The 7,466-nt window shown below is 36.1% G+C and carries 5 protein-coding genes; 3 read left to right on the top strand and 2 right to left on the bottom strand.

Going from position 1 to position 7,466, the window contains the following annotated elements; all coding sequences use genetic code 11:
- Positions 1 to 456 precede the first annotated feature (456 nt).
- Both AB1422_14075 and AB1422_14070 read left to right on the top strand, forming a co-directional pair.
- Positions 457 to 5,586, top strand: a complete 5,130-nt coding sequence (locus tag AB1422_14075) for a hypothetical protein (protein ID MEW6620440.1) — start codon at positions 457 to 459, stop codon at positions 5,584 to 5,586.
- A gap of 10 nt (positions 5,587 to 5,596) precedes the next feature.
- A complete protein-coding gene (locus tag AB1422_14070) occupies positions 5,597 to 5,974 on the top strand; it encodes a hypothetical protein (GenBank protein ID MEW6620439.1) in 378 nt (125 codons plus the stop codon).
- 29 nt (positions 5,975 to 6,003) lie between these two features.
- On the opposite strand, the gene AB1422_14065 is transcribed toward AB1422_14070, so the two are convergent.
- A complete protein-coding gene (locus tag AB1422_14065; GenBank protein ID MEW6620438.1) occupies positions 6,004 to 6,162 on the bottom strand; it encodes a hypothetical protein in 159 nt (52 codons plus the stop codon).
- 162 nt (positions 6,163 to 6,324) lie between these two features.
- Here AB1422_14065 and AB1422_14060 point away from each other — a divergent pair, with 162 nt between their 5' ends.
- Positions 6,325 to 7,278 (top strand): PorV/PorQ family protein, encoded by a 954-nt coding sequence (locus AB1422_14060; protein ID MEW6620437.1) that lies wholly within the window; start codon positions 6,325 to 6,327, stop codon positions 7,276 to 7,278.
- On the opposite strand, the gene AB1422_14055 is transcribed toward AB1422_14060, so the two are convergent.
- Positions 7,275 to 7,421: a hypothetical protein gene (locus AB1422_14055; GenBank protein MEW6620436.1), complete on the bottom strand. Its 147-nt coding sequence runs from the start codon at positions 7,419 to 7,421 to the stop codon at positions 7,275 to 7,277. The genes AB1422_14060 and AB1422_14055 overlap by 4 nt on opposite strands.
- Positions 7,422 to 7,466 lie beyond the last annotated feature (45 nt).

Raw genomic sequence — 7,466 nt, 5'->3', positions numbered from 1 at the left:
CTCTCATAAGATTCAATGATAGTGATGTAAAGAAAGATATAGACAATGTTTTAAGGGCAATTGAAGGATGGATTGAACAATCACAACCCCCTAACCCCCTTTATTAAGGGGGAATTGCCTGGAAACCGGGGGTAAGTGTAGCCTCCCTCTGGGTAGAGGGGAAAAAGTAAAATTGCCCTCCACCCCTATTTAAAAGGGGTGAAAATTAAAAAAAAGCAAGAAATTGACGTTTGCAACTCTTTTGAAATCAAGGAGTTAGATGGCAGGAGGACAATAAGAAAAAGAGTGCATCTGTAACTACAAGCAAATCAACATGTTGTGAATTTCGTGAAAGGCACAAGGAGTTATATAGTAGAAGGGCAATAAGAAAAAAGCGTATTTGTAACTTCTTGTTAATCAAGGAGCTATGAATTTCGTGAAAGGCTGATAAATTTCAAAAAAAGGAGTAAAAAACAAATGAAAAGTATATCAAAATCTATATTTATTGGTTTGTTATTAGTTGGATTCAGTAATCAGGGTGCCTGGAGTGCGCAAGATGTAGTTAAGACATACCATAGCGATGGGAGAGAGAGTATACGTTTTAAAGATGGTGCTAGTGCAATTGTAACCGCTAATGCTGGAACTATGACGGGAGGGGAGAAAAAAGTAACTATTGTTCCGAGAGCAGGCTCTACTTTTACACTTACACTTAGGGATGATGGATGGGATCCGGATGTAATGATTAATGATGGGACATATACGGGAATAATCCAGAAAATTTCTACTGATGCAATGAGTGATGAGAACTTACAACTTGTTAATTACCAGACTGCAGATATAGTTGTAGATCTGGATAATGGTGGTGACCCGGGGACTGTAACTATCCAGGCTGATTATAAACAACCTGAAATTTTGGCTTTAGTGGTTTCAGAGCCATATTTTTCCCCACAATCCTCACCCGGTCAGAAAGATACTACAACTATTACATTTAAAAGTAATGAGACGGGGAAATATGAGATTTTAATTGATAATAGGATACCATCTTCTAACCCAACAGGAACAATGAGTGCAAATGTTGATATATCTTATGTGTGGGATGGATGCGATGAATATGGAAGGGCTTTCTTAGAAGGAACACATACTGTTCAGGTAAATATATGGGATGAGGCAGGAAATCAAGCGAATATAGAGACTTGTTATGTTTGGATAGATAGAACTGCTCCGATGAAAGTATTCATTTCTTTATCCGATGATGTTTTTTCTCCCGGCACCTCAACAGGAATACAGGATACTACTACTATTATTTTACAAAATGACGAATTAGACCCTATATCTTATCAATTAAGTATAGACGGAAGAATATTATTAGGAGGGACCGGAACTATACCCCAGAACTATTTTGAATGGGTAATATGGGGAGGATTAGATGAAAATGGAGTAGCTTTTGATGAAGGTACCCATACAATAAATTTAAGTGCAGAGGACCCAGCAGGTAATTCCGCGGAAGATACTGTCTTAGTCACGATAGATAATACCCCACCGAGGATTGATTTTCTGATAGATAACAGTGGTGGAAATCCATGCTATCGGGACCAGGAGATTATTTTCGTGCTTCAATCTTCCGATTGGATTGGAACCAACTCAGTAGAGTCAGATGGGGGAATAGGAATATGTAGTTTTGATGCAAGGGTATTAGATTTAATTGACTGTGGAAATGGAATATATGCGGAATACTATAAAGTTGTCCAAACAGATGTGGGAACTTTTGCCTACTCGGCTTATTTTGAAGATAAAGCAGGTAATCCTGCAATTAATAACAATGAAATCTTTGGGACTATTGCCTTGCGAGGTAATGAGTTCCCCCCTGTCTCGGGAGCAAGAATTGTTAGATTAAAAACATTAACTCCAGAAAATGGGACATTCACAATAAATAATATTACCCTGGCTACTTCAACTATGACTATTTATTCAAATAATATTAAAACAGGAGATAAGATAAAGATTACAAATAACTCTTGTAGCTGGGTAACATCGGCAAGTAAAGATGGAGAAATTAGTGTATCTAATGCCGATATTTTCTTCGGATTCCCGGTATCTGATTATAACAATATTGCCACATCTACTATCACAGAAGGTACCTGGGTTAAAAAAGTAATGAAAATAGATGATGAGGTTATTATTAATCTAACGGCAGTAAACATATTAAATACACTGGGACAGCCAACGCGAACGACTACGGCGGTAATATTTGAGGATCCAAGAATAGCTACAGGAACAATGGTGGTAGTATATGATAATAATGATGCCCATATCTGGTTAGGAACTGCTTCACAAAGTGGTAGGTTTGAGGCTTCTAATGCTAATATTTATTTTGGTAAATTAGTCAATGATTACCAGGGACTGGGAGAGATTAAAGGTATAATTGCCTCTTTTGCTATGGGAGGAGCAGCCTACACTGATATGGGTTTAATTGTGCAAGGTATTTCTCTTTATGATAATGGAGCTGTTACTCATAAAGATGTAATAGCCGGAGATGGTGTATATTCTAATTTATATACTATAAAACAAAAAGACGATACAACAAGCTATTTCTATGGTTATTTTAGTTCTGCAGGTAACAATGCTGAAAATAATGGCATACGCAGTCAAGAGGAAATTGTAATTGATGCTACTCCACCTGTTATTACTAACTTTGGTGCCTTCCCTGGTATATTTAGACCAGGCTCTGAAAATGTAACTATAAAATATACCCTCTTAGAAATAGGGTCTAAGGTAACAATAGAAATATGGAAGGACAACGACCGGATTAGAATATTAACTATTCCTGAACCTCAATATGGGGATAATTGTTCAGCAACATGGGATGGAAAGAATTTGTGTGGAGGATTAGTGAAAGATGGAGACTATACCTTTAAGATTAATGCTGTTGATACAGCTGGGAATAAAGCGACAGAAAGAATTGGAGCAATAAAAGCAAGTACTATTAACATTACCATTACAGAATTGAAGATTGATGAAACTGAATTTACTCCTACCCCTCAGATAGAAGATGATACCGATTTCTGGACAAATATTCATGTTACAGTAGAGGCAACAAAGTCTCAATTAGAAAATTTAGGATTTGAGATGGATTCAGAAGATATTTACACCTTACCTTATCTTTTAGTTGACTTTACCTGTTTTGATGCCCAGGGGAATGAATTAAGACCCTTAGGATTACCTGATTTGAATACAGGGGATTCAGATGATGACCCGTTTACTAATGGTTATCCTAATTATTATACAGGCCCTTTTGGAACAGAGACAGGCTGGGGGTGGTATCCTAAACTTGGCACTGATTTACCGGATGAGGGAGATGGAAATAAAGGAAATGACTGGAATACATTAGTTCCTCTTCAGCGAGACCCTTTAGATGAAAATCAATATTATATTGATTGGGGTGTTGGAATCAAGGATTGGAATATTCCAAACGGGACATATATTATAAGAATGCAAGTAGAATTAGTAGGTTCGTGCTGGAAATTTATAGATTATGTTCGAGATCCGGCTGAAAATCCAATAGCCGAGAAGTGGCATCAAAAACCAAATCATGCAAAAGGATATAGTAGAACCTCTGAATCAGTTGAAGGTAGGGTAGAAGTAATTCACTCTCCAATTATCAAACCAGATTATATAGCACCGGTAATAGTTATGACCGACCCGGGGGCGAATACTATCCATGAACCAACTGAGAATATATCTGTCATCTCTGCTCAATTAATGGACCAGGGTGGGGCAGGAATTGATTTTGGCTTATCTACTATTATACTTAAAAATTCTATTGGTTTGGTTATGCCGGGTGTGCCATCAAATAATGGTATTGATACCGTAAAGTGGACTTTGGAAACACCCTTAACTCTACCAGATGACTATACGATTGAAGTAAAACCTGTGGACAATGCTAAAAATGGTGCAGATGATACGCCTCAAATATTTACCTTTACGATATTAGATAGAATGGGACCTGAAATATTTGACATTTTAGTGGACAGTACGGTGTTAAAAGACAAAGATATTTTTGGACCAAATGTAATTCAGAAGATTACAGTAACTTTGTCAGAAATCGAAACTGGTAAGTCAAAGGTAGATTTTGCATCATCAAAAATTATAGTCAAGAAACAATCTACCGGGGAAGAAGATGAACCAAATAAATTATTTGGTGGTAGTCGAAGAGAAGAAAAAATTAATGAAACCGAAAATAGCGGCCGAATAATATATGAGAACCTTACCATTGATGAAGGAGGAACTTATACCATCTGGGTAGAGGCATGGGATAAAACCCCTTCAGGTAATAATAGTTATAGCCCAAAACTTACCTTTTATGTCAGTGTAGAGGGTTATATATATGTTTATTTTAATTATCCAGGTCTTGGGACTAAAACCTATCTGGAAATTCCTCCTGATACAAAGGCTGATACTTATGCTACCAGCGGCGTAACAGTGAGTACTAATACTATTAGTATTAAGCAGGGAACTATTACACCAAATGAAGGTTATACAGCAATAGACCCGGCCATAGAATTTTGGTGGTTTAACACTGAACATACTGATATAACATTAGACCCCCCCGTAGGTAATATTTCCCTTACAATGTATTATGGACATAAATTACCATTACCAATAGGAATTACAGAGGACAATTTAGCTATCTGGAGATATAATGGAACAATGTGGGAGAAAATAAGTGGAGTTAATGATATAGATAAAAACAATAATAAAATTACAGTGAATTTACCTGAATATCCAGATGTAAGTTTAGAAGATTCCTATGCCATTATGTATTCTACGCCTAAGGCAGTAGAGGTTCAATATTATCACTATCAATATAAAAAATGGGTTACTTGCTTAAAGATTCCGGAATCTACTACGGTTAATGGTTCTCCTGTAGGAACAGATACTGTAACCGCTGGAACTTCTACTACAACAAGAACTGGCTATGTAGTGGTTAAACCAGTAGTCCAATTCTTCCTTAAGGACACACCAGATGTAAAGACAATGGTATTTAATAACGAAGTTGAGCTTATTATGTATTATACCCAGGATGATGTAAAGGATTTATCCCAACGCTCTCTTACAGAAGCAGACCTGGCAATCTATGAATACGATGGAACAAATTGGGCAAAAATTACTACAGCCCACCTGGACCAAGATAATAAACAAATGACTTACAAGACAAAGATTATTCGAAAGATGTATGCGATTATGTATGTTATCCCGGAAATAACAGAAAAACCAGAAACATTCAAAGAAAGTGTTTTTGCATATCCCAACCCGACTAAAGGTGGTAGAGTCACCTTCAGATATGACTTGATTAGAGATGCAAAAGTTACTCTTAAAATATATACGATTATGGGAGATGAAGTTTGGACTAAAGAATATTCGTCTGCATCTCCTCAAGGAAAACAAGGAAGTCATGGTGTATATCCAGCGGGTAATGATGCTATTTTCTGGAATTGTGAAAATAATGCCGGGAAAAAAGTGGCTACAGGATTATATATTTATAGACTTACAGCGGCTGATGAATCAGGAGAGGTAACGGTAACCAAAAAATTGATTGTGGTTCAATAAAGGGAAAATAATGGCTAATGAAATAAAAGAAATCAGTGAGATAGTTACAGGATTTCGTAAGGTAATTCAAGACCTTTTAGTCCCAGAACTAAAGGCGATAAAAAAGCAATTAGAGTCTCATGAACAGGAATTTACCCGGCTTTGGGAAGAAATAAGATTACTTCGTGAGGAAATGAGAGATTTACGCCAGGAAATGAATATCCGATTTGAAGCGATTCAGAAGGAGATTCACGAGATTAAAGTCGAACAAAAAGGAATGGTTGGGGATATTCATGAAATTAAAACCGGACAAAGAGAAATATTATTAAAACCTGATTTAGAAAGAAGGGTCAATAGATTAGAGTTATTAATAGGAAAGAGTTTGAAAAAAGAGAAAATAGCGGCTTAATAAATTTCTATCTGTAACCAAATAGGGCTTCACGAAATTATTAAAGTAAGGTAACCGTTCAGGTTATACATTAAAAGTGTAAGAAGGGGGATAAGGAGATAAGGAAGATATGGAGATAAGATAATAGAAATAGATTGAAATTTATAGAAATAGGTAGAAATTGATTGTGGGAAACAACAAATTTCCATAAATTTCTATTAGTTTCTACTAATTTCAATTTTTTTTAATAATATCCCCCCTTATCTCCTTTATCTCCATATCTCCTTTTCTTACACCACCTGAACGCTTACAAAGTAAGTAATCGGTTAAATGGTAACTAATTACCATTCACCAGTTACCAATTACCAAAAATAAGGAGGTTATTTATAATGAAAAAGTTAGTATTATTAATGAGCATTTTAATCTTCAGTCAGCCAGTAATTAGTTATGCAGGGGATGATAATGTAGGTATCGCTACCGCGCAATTTCTAAAGATAGGGCAAGGACCAAGAGTCATTGGTATGGGTGGTGCGGGGGTAGCCATTGCCGATGATATTAATGCCACATATTGGAATCCCGCAGGACTTGTCCAACTCAAATCAAAAGAAATGACCGCCGCTCATACGATATGGTTTGAGGATATAAAAACTAATTTCCTTGCCTATTCACAACCACTTCCACCAATTAATAACATAAAAAGAGCTATGGGTGTAAGTTTAATTATGTTAAGGGCAGGTGGTATTGATGGTCGGGATAATGCCAGCAATCCAACCACAACATTAGAAGTAGATAATTTAGCCCTTTGTTTATCTTACGCATTAGAGTTATTAATTCCTAAAAATGTTCTTGTTGGATTTAATCTAAAAACGATTAAACAAGACTATGCCAGTAATAAAGGCACAGGCATCGCCGTGGACCTGGGAGCACTCTTTCATTATACAAAAAAGACCTCTTTTGGATTAAATATCCAGAATTTAGGTCCAAAATTAAAAACCGCAGATGCAAAAAATGACCTGCCATTCAATATAAAATTAGGTGCATGTTACAAACCTGAGTTATTTGGAGAAAAGACTTTAGTGGCATTAGATATAGATATGCCGAAGGATAATGCTATTAATTTTCAAAGCGGCATTGAATACTGGTTGACTCAATCACTTGGTCTTAGACTCGGATATAACCAACAAACAGGCTACTCAGCAGGAGTTGGATTTAAAAGCACCGGAGAGGGATATTTTGAAGGAATTGTGGTTTCGGTAGATTATGGCTACATATCACACCCGGATTTCGACAATTCGCATAGATTTTCATTCATTACTAAGTTCTAAAAAATGTAACCGTTCAGGTTATGTATCAGCAGTGTAAAAAAGGGGATAAGGAGATAAGGGGGATATGGAGATAAGATAATAGAAATAGATTGAAATTTATAGAAATAGGTAGAAATTGATTGTGGAAAACAACAAATTTCCATAAATTTCTATTAGTTTCTATTAATTTCAATTTTTTTAATAATATC

Source organism: bacterium, assembly GCA_040757115.1.
Lineage (GTDB): Bacteria > UBA9089 > CG2-30-40-21 > CG2-30-40-21 > SBAY01 > JBFLXS01.
The sequence above is the reverse complement of the archived record's forward strand: the minus strand, read 5'-3'. Positions and strand labels throughout refer to the sequence as shown.

What these genes read in the sequence shown, in the direction of transcription:
- AB1422_14075 (MEW6620440.1), top strand. Translation starts at nt 457, where the DNA reads ATGAAAAGTATATCAAAATCTATATTTATTGGTTTGTTATTAGTTGGA.
- AB1422_14070 (MEW6620439.1), top strand. Translation starts at nt 5,597, where the DNA reads ATGGCTAATGAAATAAAAGAAATCAGTGAGATAGTTACAGGATTTCGT.
- AB1422_14065 (MEW6620438.1), bottom strand. Translation starts at nt 6,162, where the DNA reads ATGGAAATTTGTTGTTTCCCACAATCAATTTCTACCTATTTCTATAAA.
- AB1422_14055 (MEW6620436.1), bottom strand. Translation starts at nt 7,421, where the DNA reads ATGGAAATTTGTTGTTTTCCACAATCAATTTCTACCTATTTCTATAAA.